Genomic DNA, 19,397 nt, shown 5'->3' on the forward strand with positions numbered 1-19,397 from the left:
GCAAGAATCCAAGTGCCGCGATCAGAAGGCGTTTACCTTGAACAAAACTCAAACAGCAAAGATCAACACGCTCTAGTATTGCTGATTTTCGTTATAGGAGATTTTATGAAATATGTTCGGTTAGGTAGTAGCTCATTAGAAGTATCGAACGTTTGTTTAGGTACCATGACATGGGGTAAGCAAAACACACAACAAGAAGCCAATGAGCAACTTGATTATGCGCAATACCACGGGGTGAATTTTATCGACACCGCCGAGATGTATGCAGTACCACCTACGGCTGACACTTATGGCAAAACGGAAAAAATCATCGGCCATTATTTACAAGCGAATCCTTCTCGCCGAGAAAATTTAGTTATTGCTACAAAAGCTGCTGGCCCCGGGCTTCAATATATACGAGGTGGTTCAGAAATAACCCGAGAAACCGTTACTCAAGCGGTAAATGATTCACTGATGCGTTTGAACACCGATCACATTGATCTATACCAATTACATTGGCCGAATTATACCTCTCCTCATTTTGCGAAACATTGGCCAAATATGGTTGATTACACTAACGTAAACGCAACAGAAGAAACTGAGAAAATGCATGATATTTTGCGGGGGTTAGCAGATTGTGTTTCAGCCGGAAAAATTCGCTATTGCGGTTTATCAAACGATACGCCTTGGGGAATGAATCAATATATCAAACTGAGCGAACAGCACAATTTACCGCGAATAGTATCAGTGCAAAATGAATTTAGTTTACTTCATACCAAAGATTGGCCGTATGTGATTGAAAACTGTATCCACGAAGATATTGCTTATTTACCTTGGTCACCATTAGCCTCTGGTGCGCTGACCGGTAAATACCTGAACGGAAATAGACGAAAAGGGAGTAGATGGACTCTCATGCAACGGCATGGACTTTTTAGAGATACTCCGGCAGTTGAACGTGCAGTTCAAAGTCTTTGTGACATCGCTGAACAAAGAAACCTTTCTTCGACTCAACTGGCACTTGCTTGGGTTAGCCAAGTGAAAGGGGTAACGTCAACGATTATTGGTGCAACAAATATGACGCAATTAGCTGAAAACATTGCTGCATTTGAACTAACACTTGATGAAGAAACAGTGACAAACATTGAGCAATGGTTAAAAAATCACCCTTCCCCTTACTAGATAAGAAATATTACTAATATAAACCTGTAGAAGAAAAAATGCCTCATGGAGAAGTCATGAGGCATTTAGAAGTTGAATGATAAACTACTTGATCTTTTTACGATTCCAGATAAACAATCCTGATCCCAAAGCAAGTAACATCAGCATAATAGAACTAGGTTCTGGTATTTTCACCGGCGCAATATTTTGCTCGATTGGTGAGGAACCTTTTCGATGACTAACCTCTGAAAACTGCGGTGCTTTGTTAAAACTATTTTGTGGATTTAATGGTATTTCATCAGTATTTGGTGAATTATTATCACCTGTTGAACCTCCATTGCCACCTTGTTCAGCGTTTGAACTTCCCGTGTTTATATCATCTAAAGGTGTACCTTGATGTTCATCGCCTACCGTTACATCTTCAAATACATTATCGTTACCTAAACCGTCACCAGCATTATCGCCGCCTTCAGCTGTTCCACCTTGAGGGTCGGTAGTGCTTTGGCGAAATAACCGTCCCACGGTCTGTTCAGCTATTAAGGCTGCTTTTTCTTTACCTAAAGTAAGTAAAGCCATAGGTACAGATGCTCCTATCGGCTGTTCAGCAAACGATTCAGCGATATTATTACTTGCGAAAAATACTTGGGTTGCTGGATTCGTTTGATTTAAAATTGGGATCAATTGATCAGAAGAGGTGCCAATAGCAAATGAGCGAGTTGTCATATTTTTTTGCGTAAATGCTGTTGAAACTTGTGGGCTAGTTGGGCTTACTGTAGCAATACGACGATCAAAACTTCCAATATAACTATTACCAACAAAACCCGTTAACCATTGCTGAGTTTCACCAACAATTACCTCACCAAGCTCTGCAGAAACGAACTGTGGCGCGGCATAAGTATCAATCGCTAATGTCGGTTTATTCACCACATTAATGGTTAATGAAAATTCTGTAGCCCTTACATTCAACGTGTTAACGACACGAACAGTAACAGCAACATCTTCGTCTACTTCATTAACATAGACAAACAATTCGTTTTCGCTAAAAACGCCTGAAACGGCGTTGTTATCGCTGATAACTTCAAGAGTACGACCCTGTTGATTTAACTCATCAATAGGAAAAGAAAACATGGTGTTTTCATGGGCTAAAACACTGTTGTTGGCAATGCCTAACAGCGAAAAATGTGCATTATCACTGTTAAAGCCTGTTGATGTATTTTGGAAGTCGTAAATATTTGCTGTTACAAAGCTACTATAGCCTAACAATAATGCAACACTTAATAAATTACGTACTTTAGATTGATGGTATTTCACAGGGTGATCCTCGTTTGTGTATACTTTCACATCGTAATAGCGTTTAAAACGCTAGATTTACAACAGACAAGGATTGGGAAGTTCAATTCTCTGCAGCCCCGCTACCATAGTGTATACCTTAGGTCGGAAGCTTTGCGTATATGGGTTTCACCATACTTGCCTTTTAAAATTACCCTTCGATAATAATCCTAAATTGGTAAACCGTCAATAAAACGATCGAATTGTTTATAAAAGCATCAATCGTGCCAACAGCTAAATTTTTACTTTCAGCGTATAAATACCCTTTTAGCTCATTGCGTTAGAAAATAAAAACCTGACTTCACTATTAATATTTCATAACAACAAATTAACGCTATTAACAAACCGTTGATATTTATATTTTATACAATATACTTAATAGTGTATTTTACATACAAACTATAAAAACAATGAATTAAAGGAAACACAGTGAAAACACCTCTACAAATACTCTGTGCTGGTTTGGCATTTAGCACTTGCGTCGGTTATACCGCAGCTGAAAATGCAAACCCAACAGCACCAACACTTTCTAAAGCCTCGGCAAAACCATTAATTACAGCGCATTCAGCTAAAAAAGTACAAGCTGTTAAACAAACCGATATCAGTCCTCCAAGACAGGTATCGCCTAAACAATTTGAACAACTATTGCAGTCAAAGCAAACATTAAACGATCATTATCGAACTAAGCCAAGTACGCAAAACCGCTCTATGCAAACGCCTATTAAAGCTAAACTAAATAACGGCTGTAGCAGTGTAAATGAATTACAATCCTTAACAGGTGATGCGTTAGTAAATGCAGTCATTAACGGTGACTTGAATTCATGTCTTTATGGATTATTCGACGCAAACCTTGTTGGCACCTCAGTCTTTTCAGATCAAAGCTTACAGACAATTGCTGATGCGATGTCAGATTTACTGTCTGATGGTTACGACGGTACAGATGTAACTAAAGCCGCTCAATTAGAAAAATTAGTGATTTATTTACGAGCAATGTTTTGGGCTGAATGGGGCACAAATAGAGTGTTCGATGGTCAATTTACCAGTTCATTAACTAACGTATTTAACCAATATTTCTCCGGACAAAACTTTGTTAATTACAATGGCGAAGCAACCAGAGATTTCATGGTTAGATATGAAATGCTTATTTTATTACGTAGCTCTGGCACAAGTAACCTCCCGTATTTAGTACGATTAACAGAAAGCCTACTTGGGTATGCTTCAACCGTTAATCGGGCTGATGATTGGGGTGTTTACTATGAAGAGAATGGCGTTACTCAGATCCTGACACATTTATTTAATACCTCAAGTGAAGATGCAAGTGCATTGGAACAATTGGTACAAAATCAACCTGAATTACTGACAAATTTATCTTCTTTTGTGTTAAACGAAGGTCAATGGCTGGTTGGTCACACACGAGAATATCAATGGGGTGATAGTGTTAATGAGCTCGCTCGCTTTTTAAAGTTTGGTGGCGTAATTGCTGATACTATTAGACCAACCATTATTACGATACTGAATAATTACGATTACCAAGGTGCTGGCAGCACAGGCTGGTTAAAAGCTCAAACAGCTGTGATGGCTTATGATTCAGAAAATTGTGATCTATACGGCAACGCCTGTAGTTTCGATTTAGAAGCAGCCGTTTTATCGGGCAGCCATACCTGTAGCACAACGTTAAAATTACGCTACCAAGAACCCATCAATGAAAGTAATCGTGATCAAATTTGTGTACAGCTTGCTGAACAAGAAACCGCTTTTCATCAAATGTTTCAAACAGCTAAAGATACGCCAGTAGCTAACGATCATAATACTGACCTAGAAGTCGTTATTTTTAGTTCATACACTGATTATGACAACTACGCAGGTACTTTCTTCGGAATTGATACCGACAATGGTGGCATGTATTTAGAAGGTAACCCTGCTACACCAGGTAATCAAGCACGCTTTATTGCACACCAAGCGACCTGGTTGCCGACGTTCCAAGTGTGGAATTTACAACATGAATACGTTCATTATCTAGATGGGCGGTTCAACCTATGGGGTAGCTTTTCAGATCAACCAGATAACAGTGTTTGGTGGAGTGAAGGGTTAGCTGAGTATCTTTCTCAACCTAACAACAACAGTAATGCATTAGCTGTTGCTGCAAGTAAAACCTACACGTTGAGTGAACTATTCCAAACCACTTATGCTAATGGCAATACAGAGAGAATTTATCATTGGGGCTATTTAGCAACACGTTTTATGATGGAGCAAAACCGTACCGAGATCGATAACACATTATTACCTACGCTTCGTGCAGCTAAATATGTGGTTTCTGAAGCGGAATGTTCATTCGATTGGAGTTGGAAAACAAAAACAGAAGCCATCGAAAATAATTGGTACTGGGCATATGACGATAGTGAATGGGCAAGTGGCAGCTGGGTTTGGACATGTGGTCAACCGAATGTTGAACAACCAGAGCTACCTAATTATACACCTTATCAAGATATTATAACGGCATGGGGCGTCAACTTTGATGCACAATTTAACGAATGGTTAGATTGTATTATCGCAGGCAATGGTGAATGCCAAGCTATAGCACATAACCCTGCTGATATTGACGGTAACCAACACGTTGATAGCCGTGACCTTGCAGCTTTTAGTTTAATGCTGCGTCAACAAAATAATTTATCGCTAGATTACGACTTTAATCAAGACGGTACCGTTGATATACGAGACATCCGCAGCATGATGGCATTATGTGATCAAGCCCGCTGTGCAATTATCCAATAATCCAAGGAATATATTATGAAATCATTATTTATCAGTTTACTTACGTTTTTCGCCTTCAATAGCCAAGCGACACTGCTAGAACTCAAAGTAGATCAAGCATCGTATCAAGAAGGTGACACGGTAACAGCAACTATTGTCGCTAAAAACTTTCCCTATACCTTAGGTGGTTTCGCAGGTGAAGTAAGTTTTGATGACAATGCATTAGCGTTAACAAGCTGGCAGTTTGGTCAAGGTTTTGATGACGGTTTCGGTAGTTTCTCTTATGCCGATGATAGTGTTTCAGGTTCACTTTATCTTGAAGACTACGCTTATATATTTGCTGATGAGCCGACCATCATTGCAAACCAAGGTAGTGAATTCGTACTTGCCAGTATACAATTTTCCGCGATAGGTACAGGCCAACAATCATTATCTTTACTTAATGGTGTTGAAGTACTTAGTTTTGATAATACGATGTTAGAACAACTTCAAGGCATGTCTGTGACTTTTGATGTTACTTCGGTACCAACACCAGCAAGTATTGCCCTATTTAGTTTAGCGTTATTATTACTTCGCAGAGTAAAACGTTAATTTAACGTATTACTGTTAAACTTTTCACGAGGTTAATTTAGTTATTTAACCTCGTGAATTACTTTTACACATTTAACACTCAGTACACCCCTCTCCTTTCTGTGTTACAACCCCATATTTTTCACAACTATTTTTTATGCGTTATTAATTTCTTGCTCACTTTTCATCTCATCGTCTATTTTTTATAGTAACTAACGTGTGCTGAAAGTTACGTTTTCATTTCTATCGTAAAGCTCACAGGCCAAAATGACGTAATTAAACACCATTTTTAGCTTGTTATTTTATATAGAAGTATAAAACAAAAACATGAAACTCATTATTTTATTGGAATTTTTGCTTTGTTTTGCGTAAAGTAAAGAAATCAATTTGTTGTAATAAAATTACATTTAGGTGTTATCATGCTAGAAACAATTTCTAATAATGTACGAAAATTGGGCGAAGCTCTTGGCCAAACCATCGCCAACGACAAAGGTCAAAAATGGGTCGATGACATAGAAGCTATTCGTCATTTATCAAAAGAAGTCTCTAACGGTAACGAAGAAGCCTTAACAGCGCTTCAAGATAAATTCCGTGCATATGATGCTGATGAACTTATTGTCCATGCAAGGGCATTTAGTCAATTTTTGAATTTAGCCAACATTGCAGAACAGCAATATACAGCAAGTGAAAAAGGGTTAGCTGAACTTGACTTACCCCACCCACTCGATGATTTAAAAGAAAAGTTGAGCGATAAACCGGCACATATTATAGAAAAAGCAATTTCACAATTAGAAATTGAATTAGTGTTAACAGCTCACCCTACCGAAGTTAATCGCCGTACTTTTATTCATAAATATCATGAAATTGCCCAAGCACTCGACAATAACGATAATGTGCTCGGTGATCGCATCAATGAACTAATAGAACAAGCATGGCATACCCAAGAAATACGTAACAACCGCCCTTCTCCATTAGATGAATCTCGTTGGGGCTTAAACACAATCAGCGATAGTTTATGGCATGCAGTGCCTGATTTTGTTCGAGAGCTTGACCAATTTAGCCAAGAAAAAATAGGCAAGCCGCTTCCTGAAACATGCGTACCATTAACGATGGCTAGTTGGATGGCAGGGGATCGTGACGGTAACCCTTTTGTCACGGCAAAATTAAGTGAACAAGCCATTTTACAAGCAAGATTAATGGCTGCTCAATTATACCTACAAGATTTTGAAACCTTGTATTTAGAACTATCGATGGGAAAAGCAACATCTGACTTAGTTGAAAATGATGTAAATGAAATAGGCCCATACCGACAAGCATTGAAACCTGTGATTGAAAAGTTACAGCGCTCAGTATCGTTATTAGAGTCAAACATTACCGAAGGTGCGATCGCAAGCTCCAGTGAGCTGTATTTGCCATTAAAACAGTGCCGAGACAGCTTATTAGCGGTTGGTTTAACACGCATAGCAAATTCTCATATCATTGATTTAATGCGAAAAGTGCAATGCTTTGGCATTTCATTAGTAAAACTTGATGTCAGACAACACAGCGAACGTCACGATACGGCACTTGCTGAAATTCTAACGTCTTTAGGTTTGGGTGATTATCTTCAATGGTCAGAAGATGAAAGGGTTGACTTTTTATTAACTGAAATTAACAACCCAAGACCACTGATCCCCAATAAAGCTTGGAGCCAAGAAACACAAGAAGTTCTCGACACCTTTGATTTTATTGCAAAACAACCTAGGGAAGTGATGGGAATTTACATCATCTCGATGGCGAGTAAAGTCAGCGACGTTTTATTAGTAAACTTATTCTTGAAAACTGCCAATGTTTCGTGGCAAATGCCTATCGCGCCGTTGTTTGAAACACTTGATGATTTAAACAATGCGCCTAAAGTTATGGATGATTTGTTAACGATTAAAGAGTACAAAACCCGCTGTGATAACAAACACTTTGTTATGATAGGTTATAGTGATTCAGCTAAAGATGCTGGCGTATTGGCGGCAGCGTGGGGTCAATACCACTCTCAAGAAGCCTTGGTTAATGTATTTAAAAACCATGATACTGTGCTTAAGTTATTTCATGGTCGTGGCGGTACAATCGGTCGCGGTGGTGGCCCAGCACATGCCGCTATTGCATCACAGCCACCAGGTACCTTAGATGGAGGCTTACGAGTTACCGAACAAGGCGAGACGATTCGCTATAAATTTGGTTTACCAAGCCTTGCAGTTCGAAGCCTGCATTTATACGCAAGCGCAATACTTGATAGTTTGATCACTCCTCCATTAACACCAAGTGATGAATGGCGCGAATTAATGGGCAAGCTTGCCACTGAAAGTTGTGATATTTATCGTCATTATGTACAAGAAGAACCTGATTTTGTACGTTATTTTCGTCAGGCAACTCCTGAACAAGAACTTGCATCACTGCCATTAGGCTCTCGACCAAGCAAAAGAAAGGTCGACGGCGGTATTGAGTCACTTAGAGCGATTCCTTGGATCTTTGCTTGGAGTCAAAACCGTTTAGTATTACCAAGTTGGCTAGGCTTAGGACAAACACTAGCCAATGCAAACGAAAAAGACGCAAAAACGATTCAAACCATGTTGACCGAATGGCGTTATTTCAGAGCAAGGTTATCACTGATTGAAATGGTGTATTTAAAATCTGAACCTCAAATTTCAGCTTTATATGATCAAGCGCTTGTAGAACCAGAATTGCATAATATTGGTGAAACATTAAGGTCTCAGTTAGCCAAAGATAAACAAACCGTTTTATCATTATTGTCTCAAGAACACATCATGGAATCTGACCCATGGAATTTAAATTCATTCAAACTGCGTCAGCCGTATTTATTACCGCTTCATCTGATGCAAATTGAAGTGTTATCACGCTTACGCCAATCACCTGACAAAATAAAAAATGAACAAGTGTTAACCGTGACCATGGCAGGTATTGCTACAGGGTTAAGAAATACCGGCTAGTCACTATTATACTCAAGGTACATCATTAGACATGAGCGTTATTGAATGCATTTTCAATAACGCTCTTTCACTATAAACTGGCATTTCGACCTATATCAACACCATCAAGCACTTAGCGCTTACCCTACCATTAACACTGAAACTAAACATTTAACAATTTTGAAACATATTGCAACACCAAATATACAAGTCGACTTTTTATTTTGAGTAACTTTCGGTATCATGCAGCGCTTTTCAACTAAAAAATAGTTATATGTGGTTTAAAACGTTCACGGTCATTTTACTTATTTTTTCATCGTCTGACCTATTCGCGAGTGGGTTACAGTCACTGAACCAACATTTTTATAATATTGTAAAGACTGAGTTAGCACAACAGAGTATTCCGGGTGCAGCTTATACTGTCGTTCAAGGTGACAACGTAATTGTTACCGAAACGTTTGGCTATACAGATAAAACCAACTCACAAAAAATAACCCCTAGTTCGGTATTTCGCCTTGCATCAGTATCAAAGCCTTTTGCTGCTACTTTAGTTAATATGCTTGCTGATGAACAAAAATTAAGCCTGACGGACCCTGTAACAAAGTATGTACCGCATTTCAGTTTAGCGACACCCAAAGCTGCCGATAAAATCACTTTGCATCATATACTCAGCCATTCAACTGGCCTAATGCCTAATGCTTATGACAACCTACTTCATGAAAATTGGAGTATCGAAAAAATTATCGGTCGCTTCGACCGTGTAACTCCTATCTGTGAGCCAGAGAAATGTTACGGTTATCAAAATATTGCCTATGGCATGTTACAACCAGTGATCGAATCTACTACTAACACCTCTTATAAAAAATTATTAAATCAGCGTATTTTCGAACCACTAGCGATGAAAAATGCTTCTGTGGGTATTGATGTCTACCGTACAGAATCGAATACGGCAAAACCACATGTATTAAGAAAGCGTGTGAACACCAACAAATATGATAGTCGTGGCAAAAGGATAAAACGAAACATTTGGCGCACAGTAAAAGTAACACCCGATTATTACAAAGTTGCGACAGCAGCGGGCGTTAACGCCAGTATTTCTGATATGTCGCAATGGTTAATAGCCAATTTAGGCCATGCGCCTGACGTGTTACCTGACTCAATTATCACTAAAGTGACTACCCCACGGATCAAAACAAAGAAAGATTTACGACGCCTTTATTGGCGAGAACACCTTGAAGATGCTCACTATGGTTACGGATGGCGCATTTATCAATTTGACCATATAAAGCTTATATATCATTCAGGTTGGGTATCTGGCTTTAGAGCTGACATTGCATACTCTCCTGAGCTCGATCTTGGCTTTGCGATGTTAATGAACGCTGAAAGTAACAGTATTAATAAGCTTTCAACGACATTTTGGTCTTTGGTGTATGATCACTTTTTTCCCGATGTTATCGCTGACTAGTTTCAACTTTATTGAGCTTTAAAAGCATCAACTTTTGCATTACACTCAACTCATCTGACCAGAAGAGTGTAATCGATACGTATGTTATTAGAACAGCTATTTAAACCTTTTGATAAAAAACAAACACAATATGAAATCACCGTTCCTAAAAATTGGTCTCAAGGGCGTACCATTTATGGTGGTCTTTCAGCCGCATTAGCCTATCAAGCAGCTGAAAACCTAATTGACGATGAAAGGTTAGTCCGCTCTTTCCATTGTAATTTTATTGGTCCACTAATTCCTGAACAACCTATTCACATTAGTGCAGAAATTTTACGATCAGGAAAAAATGTCACTCAAATCGTCGCAAAAGTAAGCCAGAATGGTCAGGTAGGGGTAATGTCGCAGGTATGTTTCGGGATCGACCGTGACTCTGAGATATTACAAGTGGCGACTGATCGCCACGACATGCCAGCACCGAAAAAGCCTAAATATATTCCCCTTATTCCCAAAGTTGTTCCTAAATTTGTTCAACACTTTAATTACAGCTTTAACAAAGGCGATTTATCGGTAACAAAAAGCCAAAAACCCATTTTACATGGCTGGACAAGGTTTAACACGGCGCCTGCTCAGATGAACATGGCTCACTTAATTGCAATAATGGATGCCCTTCCACCAACTATGTTGCAAATGGTGCGTTTACCAGTCCCTGCAAGTACCATGAGTTGGAATATAGAATTTATTAATCCAGAGTTAATTTTTCAAGGTAATCAATGGGTGGCCAGTCAAACAGAAGCGTACCATATTCGAAATGGATATGGGCATGAACAAGCAAAGTTTTGGCATGAAAACGGCCAATTACTCGCAATTTCAAAACAAGTGGTGGCCGTATTTGGTTAAGGTGGTTTAATGTCATATCATTGCTATAATGAAACACCCTATATCATCAAGGTAAACTCTTGTAATGACTAAAATTATGATCACAGGTGCTACGGGCTTACTGGGCCGTGAACTTGTTACTAAGTTATCTGAACATCACGACATTATCGCGACTGGTTTTTCTCGTGCTAAACCGCCAATAGCGTCACTCGACTTGCAAGATAAACAAGCGGTTGCCAACTTTATCGAAACACATCAACCAAACGTTATTATTCATGCGGCAGCTGAACGCAAGCCTGATGTATGTGAAACAAATCATGAGGCAACCTTAAACTTAAACGTTGCAGTATCTGAACATTTAGCCGAGTGTTGTTTACAGCATAATATTCGCTTTATTTTTATCAGTACTGATTATGTCTTTGATGGTGATCATGCCCCTTACCAAGAAAATGCTACGCCTCGCCCACTTAACTTTTATGGCCAAAGTAAAAGCCAAGCGGAAAAAGCCGTGTTATCGGTAAGTGAGCAGCATACGATTATTCGCGTTCCGGTTTTATACGGCGAAGTGCAAACGTTAGCCGAGTCAGCGATTACGGTGATTGCCGAGCAAGTTATGGCATCAGCAGAAACTGAACATGACCATTGGGCTATTCGTTATCCAACGCACGTTCAAGATATCGCGCTAACAATACGCGATTTAATTGCCTTGTCTTCATCACAGTGTCAGGGAATATTTCATGTCAGTGATACCACAAAATTAACCAAATTTAATATTGCAGAAATTATCAAAACACAATTTTCTCTCGATGATAAAACTTTAACCCCTTTATCTGCACCATCGCAAACAGCAAGCAGGCCGTTTAATTGTGCGCTAAAAGACACGCGTTTACATGCATTAGGTATTCATCATACGCGTGATTTTACCGCAGCAATAACGAAAGCTATCGCACCGCATATTAAAGAAAATCAATTAAATTAAGCGATAATTCAATGTTGAATTGTGTCATCTCAAATAGAATATTTAGCACAGTTTAGCTTTATTATCGCGTGGTTATTTTTTCTAATATCAGCTACTAGTGAGCTTAAGAGCTTTAGCCAGATTGACTGAATTGAAAAAATAACCACAGGCTGTCATTCTATCTGTAGTATTCATCTACCATGACGGATTATGTAAGGCATCAGTCCTTGTTTGATTAAACAATGTTTTCCAGTCGTCAATGAGCTGTTGGTGGTAATGATTCTTTTTATACACCATGTAAATGGGTCTTGTTATCTGAAGAGGTGATGGTATTTCAAATAAACGCTCGTCTTTTACAAACTCAAGGGTTAATTCTGTTGGTAAATAACCAGCCCCTCCTTTCGATAACATCACTTCCAATGCCATCATCGCCGTTGATGTTTTAAATTTAGGCATAAACTTATGATGTAAAGCATGTTCTTTGTTGAAAGTAATGCCCCAGTCCACGTAAATATAATCATCCGCCTCCGGATCAAAACTACTGCTGCTTCCCACAAAGGATAGGTCAAAATAACCAATTAACTCATTGATAAAATCATCATCTTTTATTGGATCTGTCAGTAAACCTACATCAACCGTATGTTCGTCAATTTTACGTTGTATTGCTTCTCGTACAGAAATTTCGGTACTCAGCGAAACATGTTCAAATAGTGCTAATGCATCAAGAATACGTGAACTAAAAAACGCATCCCAAACATTGGGTGTTGCCGCAACATTAAATGCAATTTTTTGCTGATCAGCAATCGATAATGCCACCTTTGATTGCGCCATTTGTTGTACCATTAATTGCGCGTGAGACAAAAGCACTTCGCCAGATTGAGTCAGCCTTAAATTATTTTTATCTCTGATCAACAGCCGTGTGCCATAAAACTCCTCTAGTTGTTTTATCCTCGCACTTACCGCTGCCTGTGTAATATATAAGTTTTCTGCTGCTCGACCAAAGTGTTTATTTTCAGCCACTGAAATGAAGGTTTTAAATACACGAATATCCATGAATGCGTCCAATGTTAGCAGTACAATTGCAATGTAAATAAATCTTGTCTTCACGACAAATATTTTTTGTTTTTAAATAATCACTTTTTTACATACATTTCACGTAACCAGTAATCACCGTATCAACGTATAGCAGTGTTATATAACTTAAGTCATTTAACTTTCGTTAGTAACACTAAGAAACACCACTAATTGAGTCACAATAACCCTTTGTCATTGTGACAATGAAGGAGTATTTATGAATACCACGATTAGAAAAGGTAAAGTACCATTTTATGGCGATCATGTGTTTACACATGGTATTTCTCGTAGTGGCTTTTTTAATAAGCGAGAATCAGAAGAATTGCTCATGTACGGACATACGCTTTCTGCGTTAGCTAATGGCACTTTAACGCCTGAAAACGCAGACGAACAACTGTTTATTGACCAAATATCATCTTCAGAACCTGCGACATTTTATTTAGCAACACTGTGGAAAAAATATTTAGCCTCAGTCATGAAAAGTAAGATGCATCACGGTTTTGCTAAAAGCAGCGCAAGAAGCACTTTCTCGCAAAATAATGACTTAGAATTTGCTTAAAGGCAAAGGTAACCTAATCCAAAACATCGCATTACTGTTTACCACAATGACAGTTTTGCGATGTTTTTCTGCGTAGAATAAATTAGAGCGTGTTGATCTTTCAAGTTTGTTTTTGCAGCAATTTGTTTGGTATTTATACAAGGCAGAGCTTGTGCCGTGTAGTTATTCTACTCAAATCAAGCGATAACATAGTAGAAATGCCAAATAGGTGCTGCCCGAAGGGTTCAACTAAACTTAAACAGCAAAGATCAACACGCTCTAGTCTCAATACTATTTTTTGGTTAAGAACATAATTTATCACCAAAATAGTGCAATTAACTTATCGCTAAATCAATACTAGACTTTTACTCAAAAAAAAGTAATCTGTTAACAGCCTTTAAAGTGCTTGAGCGTGAAAGGAACACTGCCTGTCCTATGTAAATGCACCTTGCGGCTTGAAATTGTACATGGACAAACGTAGTAAAGGAGTTGTTGGTGAAAAGTGGACGCGATATACACATTCTGATCGTTGATGATGTATCAGACAACATTCAAGTTGCCATGAATGTACTCAAAGAAGAAAGCTACACCTTCTCATTCGCCCTAGATGGGCAAGAAGCACTTAACTTAATACAGCACACCGATTTTGATTTGGTTCTTTTAGACATTATGATGCCTCATGTTAATGGCTTTGATGTTTGTAAAGCAATCAAAAGCCAGCCAAATAAAAAAGATATACCGGTAATATTCTTAACAGCTAAAGCTGATGTTGATGCCATATCAACAGGTTTCGATGTTGGTGGTGTTGATTATATAACTAAACCTTTTCATGCAAATGAACTACTCTCTAGGGTAAAAACCCACGTAGAACTGTCTTCTGCGCGAAAAGCGTTACAGAAACACTCCGAAGAGGTTGCCAACAAAGCTAAATTGCAAGCGGAACGGCTTGTACTTGAAATTGAAGAACATCAGTGTGAAATGATTTACATTTTAATGGAAGTTATGGAATCAACCTCTGATGAAACCGGACAGCATATTCGCCGCGTTGCTGAAACTTGTCGATTGCTCGCTCAACATGTGAGCTACCTTAGTGACACAGACGTAAATACAGTATTTCTTGCATCGCCAATGCATGATATTGGCAAAATAGCCATTCCTAAAGAAATTTTACATAAACCAGGAAAGCTAACCACTGATGAAATGACGATAATGAAAACCCATGCTGAAAAAGGGTATGAGTTATTGAAAAATTCAAAACGACGTTTAACAACAGCGGCCGCAATCATTGCTCGTGATCACCATGAAAAATGGGATGGCTCTGGCTATCCAAGAGGATTGTCAGGTGAGCAAATTCATATTTATGGTCGCATAGTCGCACTTGCTGACGTATTTGATGCTTTAACGCATAAACGTCAATACAAGAATGCCTGGACCGTTGAAGATGCTGTAAACTATATAAAAGACAATAAAGGGGTGCATTTTGACCCTATGTTAGTTGATATTTTTGTTGAACATTTACCTGAATTTCTTGAAATAATGCACTAACACTATGCGAATTCGTGATATTAACCTACTGATTATTCTTGTACTTTTTTTAACTTCACTAACAAATGCAAGTGCTGAAAGTAATCAACAGATCACGGCTAACGTTTCATTATCCGAAGCTGAAAAGCAATGGTTAACCAACAACCCAAACGTTGTTGTTGGTGGCACCCCAGATTGGACCCCTTTCAACTTTAGTGATGGTCAAGGACAATGGCATGGTATTGCCAAAGATTACCTCGACCTAGTTGCTCTATACACAGGACTTAAATTTGAAGTAAAAATAAACCCGTGGCATACCAACTTAGCCCTCATTCAATCGGGTGATGTTCACATTTTAGGATCCGTTTATAAAACCAAAGAAAGAGAATTATTTCTAAACTTTTCAGAACCTTATTTTTTTGCGTTAGATTATTTTTTTATTAGAAAAGATTTAGATGTCGACAACTTATCAGATCTACACGGTAAACGGGTAGCGCTACCTAAAGGTTATGCACATCAAAAAATAATAAAAACGCACTTTCCTCAAATTAAGATTGTTGAAGTAAACACCTTTGGTGATGCCATTGACGCGGTATTAGAAAATGAAGCAGATATGTTATATGACACTTATGGTGCCTTAATTTACACCTTAGAAAAAGAAGGGATCAATACGATTGTGCCATTTAAATCTACACGGCATATAGGAAAAAATCCGATCCATATCGTCTCACATAAAGACCACCCTGAGCTTGCAAGTATCATTCAAAAAGGGCTAGATGCAATTACCGTTGAGCAACATCGGCAAATACAGCTCACCTGGTTTTCACCCCCTACGCAAACTGAACAAAAAATAACGTTAACAGCTAAAGAGCAACAATGGTTAGCCGAGAACCCCACAGTGAAAGTTGCAGGTAACTTCAGTTTTCCGCCTATTGATTACACAGAGCAAGATAAACCTGTTGGCTTTGCCCATGATTTATTGACACTGATTACTCAACGGACAGGCTTGCAATTTTCAACAGTCAGTTACCCATGGACAGAAGCATTACGAAATACAAAACAGGGAAACGCACACTTACTCCCTGCCATTTATCAAACCCCGAAGCGTGATGAAGATTTCATTTTCTCAGATGAATATTACAAATCTCTCGATTACTTTTTCTCAAAAAGATCTTTAGATATACGAAAAAATAACACGTTAGCAGGCCTAACCGTCGCAGTGGTAAAAGATCATGCGGCGAGTTCAATCATCAAAAAACGATACCCAGAATTAACTATCGTTCATAAAGAAACATTACGAGAAGCAATACAAGACGTTCAAGAAAATAAAGCCGATTTGGTTCATGATGGTTATAGCGCGATTCAATATCATATTACTAACAACGGTATCGTTAACTTTATCGCACAAAGACCAATCGCTGGTACGCAAGCTACACCGTTAAAAATGGCGACAACAAAGCAAAACGGTCCGTTAATTTCCATTATTAATAAAGGGCTAGCCTCAATAACAAGTGATGAACGAAACAATCTTCTTAATAAATGGTCCTTAAGTACTACCAATAACTCAAGACCACAAAAACCATCTTCATTAACACTTACACTTGAAGAAAAACAATGGTTACGCGATCATAAAACATTAAGTTTAGCGATAGATCCTGATTGGATGCCCTTTGAGTCTCTCAATGAACAGCAGCAACATATCGGCATAGTTCCTGATTACCTTTCAATTATCTCAGAATTACTCAATATCAAATTTGAACGACTGCCATCCAAAAACTGGCAAGAAAGCAAAACCTTCCTATTAACCAAAAAAGCAGATATTGGTAGCGCTGCTAATACTTACAAGCCACTTGAACATTTACTTTTTACTGACAGTATTATCAGTAGCCCTTTTGTTATCGTCATGCAAAATGAAGAAAAGTATATTGATAACATCACGCAAATATTAAATAAGCGCATCACACTGATTAATGACTATTTCAGTACAGAAGATTTAATTGGTCGATTTCCAGATAAAAACTTTCAACTCGTGAATAACGCAGCTCAAGGACTTGATGACTTGTCATCGGGTAAAACAGATGTATTTATTGCTTCGCTAGCCCAAGTAAACTATTTAATCGCAGAAAAAGGTTACAGTGGTTTACGAGTTGTAGGTAAAACTACTTATAATTTGCCGTTACGCTTTACCGTTCAAGAAGAGTTAGCACCGCTAGTGCCTATTATTAATAAAGCATTAAAAAGCATTAGCACAGCAAAAAAACAACAAATAGTAGATAACTGGGGAAACAAAGAACCGGTTATTCGTACCAATTATCAACTTATCTTTATTGTACTTATTATTGCTAGCCTAATAGTTACCATTATTTTTCTCTGGAACAGACGATTACAACAAGAAGTATTGTTGCGCACTAAAACACAACAATCACTAAAACAAAGTGAAAGGAATTTATCTGTGGTGATAGATAATATACCCGTCATTGTTTTTGTTGCAGATAGGCAGAGTAACGTTTTATTAATGGCTAATAACCACGCGGTTGATGAATTGAATATTGATGAAGATAACCTCGCTGCTTTCTCTAGCCATCAATTTTATCAAGGGGATATTGAAAACCTCCACGATGAACAAGTGACTATATCAACGCTAAAAAATTACACTATCGAGGGGTTACTATCGGTTATCCCCATACGATATCAGAATAAGAATGCCCTGTTATATATTATTGTTAACCTGAACGAACGTGTTGTAATGGAACGTGAGTTAGAACAAGCAAAAACTAACGCCGAAAATGCTAATAAAGCGAAATCAGAGTTCCTTGCTAATATGAGTCATGAAATTCGCACCCCAATGAACGCTATCATAGGCTTTACTGAACTTCTCTATGAGCAAATACAAGACAATAAATTAAAAGGCTTTGTTAAAACCATCAAGTCTGCTGGTAGCTCATTATTGTTGTTAATCAACGATATTTTAGATCTTTCAAAAATTGAAGCAGGTAAACTTAGCATCAGCAAAGACGTATGTAATCCGCATAATATTTTTGAAGAAATTAGCCAAGTATTTACCATGAATGTGCGTCAAAAAGGTTTAGACTTTATGCTTGAAGTTGATGAAAAGATTCCGCACTCGCTGCTACTTGATTCAACTCGTATTAGACAAATTTTATTTAATCTCGTTGGTAATGCAGTAAAGTTTACCGATACAGGTAGTATTACATTGAGAGCCGTTGCTGAAAACGAAAATACTATTCATAGCACCATAGATTTAAGGATTGACGTTATAGATACCGGCATAGGTATTTCTGCCGATAAGGTCGACGATATTTTTGAAAGCTTTCAACAGCAAGAAGGGCAAAGCGTCAGAAAATATGGTGGAACCGGCTTAGGCCTGACCATAAGCAAAAGGTTAACTGAGTTGATGAATGGCAAAATATCCGTGCAAAGCCAAGTAAATAAAGGGTCATGTTTTTCAGTTTATTTAAAGAAAGTAGATATTTGCGCGATTGACAATAATCACCAATCAACAGCTCTTAAAACAGCTGACAAACCTGTTGTATTCGATAATGCAAAAATATTACTCGTAGATGATATTCCTGATAACCGCCATCTATTAATTGAAATATGCAAAACATTAGACATTGAAACGTTTGAAGCTAGCAATGGGTTAGAGGCCGTCAACGCAGTAAAACAACAAACGTTTGATCTCATCATTATGGATATTAGAATGCCCGAAATGGACGGTTATGAAGCTGCAAACATCATTAATACATCACACCCTAAACTGCCTATTATTGCTTTAACAGCTTCAGTCATGCGTGATGATTATGAAAAAAAACGTCGCGAGAACTTTAATGGGTACTTAAGAAAGCCAGTATTAAAACAAGAGTTAATTAATGAATTAAAACGACATTTATCTTATCAAGAAATATCAGTCGATGAAGAAGAACCAAGCAAAGAAGCCTTCAACAAAGCGTTATTACATCACTTACAGATTAGTTATTTAGCAACTTGCCAACAATTAATGCAAAGTAATAACTTGAATGAAATATCACAATTTTCTCAAGCAATACAAGCGACAGCTAAGCAATACCAAAGTGAAGCCTTACAGCAATTTAGTGATAAACTTAAACAAGCAATTGATAGTTTTAATATAATAGAAATAAAAGCGTGCTTGAAACAGTTTGTTCAAATGTGTCATATTGATGATACTGAGTGATAAACCAAATTCAATCTGCC

General features: G+C 38.0%; 12 protein-coding genes and 1 riboswitch. Of the genes, 10 read left to right on the forward strand and 2 right to left on the reverse strand.

Annotated features, from left to right (window positions below; all coding sequences use genetic code 11):
• Positions 1-105: 105 nt before the first annotated feature.
• A complete protein-coding gene (locus Q4489_RS12800) occupies positions 106-1,158 on the forward strand; it encodes an aldo/keto reductase (protein ID WP_303481086.1) in 1,053 nt (350 codons plus the stop codon).
• An 84-nt stretch (positions 1,159-1,242) separates the two neighbouring features.
• Here the strand turns inward: Q4489_RS12800 and Q4489_RS12805 are convergent, their stop codons facing one another.
• On the reverse strand, positions 1,243-2,448 hold the full coding sequence (locus Q4489_RS12805) for a PEP-CTERM sorting domain-containing protein (protein ID WP_303480985.1): 1,206 nt from the start codon (positions 2,446-2,448) through the stop codon (positions 1,243-1,245).
• Between the two features lie 88 nt (positions 2,449-2,536).
• Positions 2,537-2,619: riboswitch (cyclic di-GMP riboswitch) on the reverse strand.
• Positions 2,620-2,895: 276 nt separating this feature from the next.
• On the opposite strand from Q4489_RS12805, the gene Q4489_RS12810 reads away from it, so the two are divergent.
• The 6 genes from Q4489_RS12810 (at position 2,896) to Q4489_RS12835 (ending at position 12,049) form a co-directional block, all read left to right on the forward strand.
• Positions 2,896-5,238, forward strand: a complete 2,343-nt coding sequence (locus tag Q4489_RS12810) for a collagenase (RefSeq protein ID WP_303480987.1) — start codon at positions 2,896-2,898, stop codon at positions 5,236-5,238.
• 15 nt (positions 5,239-5,253) lie between these two features.
• On the forward strand, positions 5,254-5,808 hold the full coding sequence (locus Q4489_RS12815; RefSeq protein ID WP_303480989.1) for a cohesin domain-containing protein: 555 nt from the start codon (positions 5,254-5,256) through the stop codon (positions 5,806-5,808).
• A gap of 398 nt (positions 5,809-6,206) precedes the next feature.
• Positions 6,207-8,768 (forward strand): phosphoenolpyruvate carboxylase, encoded by a 2,562-nt coding sequence (gene ppc / locus Q4489_RS12820; protein WP_303480991.1) that lies wholly within the window; start codon positions 6,207-6,209, stop codon positions 8,766-8,768.
• A gap of 253 nt (positions 8,769-9,021) precedes the next feature.
• Positions 9,022-10,212, forward strand: a complete 1,191-nt coding sequence (locus tag Q4489_RS12825) for a serine hydrolase (RefSeq protein ID WP_303480993.1) — start codon at positions 9,022-9,024, stop codon at positions 10,210-10,212.
• An 81-nt stretch (positions 10,213-10,293) separates the two neighbouring features.
• Complete coding sequence (locus Q4489_RS12830; protein WP_303480994.1) at positions 10,294-11,091, forward strand: acyl-CoA thioesterase II; 798 nt, start codon at positions 10,294-10,296, stop codon at positions 11,089-11,091.
• Positions 11,092-11,155: 64 nt separating this feature from the next.
• Positions 11,156-12,049: an SDR family oxidoreductase gene (locus Q4489_RS12835; protein ID WP_303480996.1), complete on the forward strand. Its 894-nt coding sequence runs from the start codon at positions 11,156-11,158 to the stop codon at positions 12,047-12,049.
• Positions 12,050-12,223: 174 nt separating this feature from the next.
• Here the strand turns inward: Q4489_RS12835 and Q4489_RS12840 are convergent, their stop codons facing one another.
• The gene (locus Q4489_RS12840; protein ID WP_303480998.1) at positions 12,224-13,081 is read right to left on the reverse strand and encodes a LysR family transcriptional regulator; all 858 of its coding nucleotides are present in this window, start codon (positions 13,079-13,081) and stop codon (positions 12,224-12,226) included.
• Positions 13,082-13,319: 238 nt separating this feature from the next.
• Here Q4489_RS12840 and maoP point away from each other — a divergent pair, with 238 nt between their 5' ends.
• From maoP to Q4489_RS12855, 3 genes are all read left to right on the forward strand, one after another.
• On the forward strand, positions 13,320-13,661 hold the full coding sequence (gene maoP, locus Q4489_RS12845) for a DUF413 domain-containing protein (protein WP_303481000.1): 342 nt from the start codon (positions 13,320-13,322) through the stop codon (positions 13,659-13,661).
• A 474-nt stretch (positions 13,662-14,135) separates the two neighbouring features.
• Positions 14,136-15,185, forward strand: coding sequence for an HD domain-containing phosphohydrolase (locus Q4489_RS12850; RefSeq protein WP_303481001.1), 1,050 nt, complete (start codon positions 14,136-14,138; stop codon positions 15,183-15,185).
• Between the two features lie 4 nt (positions 15,186-15,189).
• Positions 15,190-19,377 (forward strand): transporter substrate-binding domain-containing protein, encoded by a 4,188-nt coding sequence (locus Q4489_RS12855; protein WP_303481002.1) that lies wholly within the window; start codon positions 15,190-15,192, stop codon positions 19,375-19,377.
• Positions 19,378-19,397 lie beyond the last annotated feature (20 nt).

The organism is Thalassotalea sp. 1_MG-2023, assembly GCF_030546745.1.
GTDB lineage: Bacteria > Pseudomonadota > Gammaproteobacteria > Enterobacterales > Alteromonadaceae > Thalassotalea_C.

What these genes read in the sequence shown, in the direction of transcription:
- ppc (WP_303480991.1), top strand. Translation starts at nt 6,207, where the DNA reads ATGCTAGAAACAATTTCTAATAATGTACGAAAATTGGGCGAAGCTCTT.
- Q4489_RS12825 (WP_303480993.1), top strand. Translation starts at nt 9,022, where the DNA reads ATGTGGTTTAAAACGTTCACGGTCATTTTACTTATTTTTTCATCGTCT.
- Q4489_RS12835 (WP_303480996.1), top strand. Translation starts at nt 11,156, where the DNA reads ATGACTAAAATTATGATCACAGGTGCTACGGGCTTACTGGGCCGTGAA.
- Q4489_RS12815 (WP_303480989.1), top strand. Translation starts at nt 5,254, where the DNA reads ATGAAATCATTATTTATCAGTTTACTTACGTTTTTCGCCTTCAATAGC.
- maoP (WP_303481000.1), top strand. Translation starts at nt 13,320, where the DNA reads ATGAATACCACGATTAGAAAAGGTAAAGTACCATTTTATGGCGATCAT.
- Q4489_RS12840 (WP_303480998.1), bottom strand. Translation starts at nt 13,081, where the DNA reads ATGGATATTCGTGTATTTAAAACCTTCATTTCAGTGGCTGAAAATAAA.
- Q4489_RS12830 (WP_303480994.1), top strand. Translation starts at nt 10,294, where the DNA reads ATGTTATTAGAACAGCTATTTAAACCTTTTGATAAAAAACAAACACAA.
- Q4489_RS12800 (WP_303481086.1), top strand. Translation starts at nt 106, where the DNA reads ATGAAATATGTTCGGTTAGGTAGTAGCTCATTAGAAGTATCGAACGTT.
- Q4489_RS12855 (WP_303481002.1), top strand. Translation starts at nt 15,190, where the DNA reads ATGCGAATTCGTGATATTAACCTACTGATTATTCTTGTACTTTTTTTA.